General features: G+C 47.5%; 1 protein-coding gene. It reads left to right on the forward strand.

Annotation, left to right across the window (positions count from 1 at the left end):
- The coding region (locus R7D93_RS25910) for a methyl-accepting chemotaxis protein (RefSeq protein ID WP_318129634.1) at window positions 1-1,104 on the forward strand (1,104 nt) is incomplete at both ends.

Consider the following 1,104-nt stretch of genomic DNA (forward strand, 5'->3'; position numbering starts at 1 on the left):
GGATTTTCTACATTCACACAATTATCCGATGCGATTCGTGATTTAGTGGAACTAAACCAAACCTACGTACAAGAAGATATTGCTAGCGCTCATGAAGCAGTGCGCAGCGCAATCACCTACAGCATTATTGCTATCGTCGCGCTATTGGCATTGAGTTTTACGCTAGGCCTATTCCTAACCAAACAGATCTGCACACCACTAAATTACGTGGTAAACATGGCGTCGAAAATCGCGTCAGGCGACCTAACTTACCAGCTTCCACGTAACAAAATTGGTCATGATGAGCTTGGCACCTTGGCAGATGCCTGCGTTGATATGCAAGCGAAGTTGCTTACTTTGGTCGACAGTATCTCGTCAACCACAGCTCAAGTAGGCACCGCCATTGAAGAAGTGAGCGCGATTTCCGAACAGACTTCAACCGGCATGGATGAACAACAAGTTCAGCTAAACCTTATCGCAACAGCAATGAACGAGATGCAAGCGACAGTAAATGAAGTCGCCAGCAACACCGAAGCAGCGTCAGAAACGGCAAACAGTGCTTCTCACGATGCGAAAGAAGGCCGCGGCGTCGTTCAAGAATGTATTAACCAAATTCACGAAGCGTCATTGGCGATTCAATCTGTTGGCAACATGGTGACAGAACTGGAACAAGACGCATCTAACATTAGCGTTGTGGTTGACGTTATCCAAGACATCGCGGAACAAACCAATTTGCTTGCGCTTAACGCTGCCATTGAAGCTGCGCGCGCTGGTGAACAAGGCCGTGGTTTTGCCGTCGTAGCGGATGAAGTGAGAACGCTAGCAAGCCGAACTCAAGCTTCAACCGAAGAGATCATCACGATCATCTCTAAACTGCAAAATTGTTCGAAGAGTGCCGTTTCAGCAACAAATAACAGCAGCGATTTGATTCAAGAGTGCGTTGAGCAAGCACAAAAAGCCGGTGCAACCATCGACCAAATCGAAAAAGGCGCAGATAACATTGCTGAAATGAGCATTCAAATTGCGAGTGCTTGCAGCGAGCAAAGCTCGGTAACAGAAGAGCTGCATCGTAACGTGGAACACATCAACCAGTTCTCTAGTGAAGTGGCGACAGGTTCACGCCAA

It is taken from the genome of Vibrio sp. YT-15 (genome assembly GCF_033337445.1).
Taxonomy (GTDB): domain Bacteria; phylum Pseudomonadota; class Gammaproteobacteria; order Enterobacterales; family Vibrionaceae; genus Vibrio; species Vibrio alginolyticus.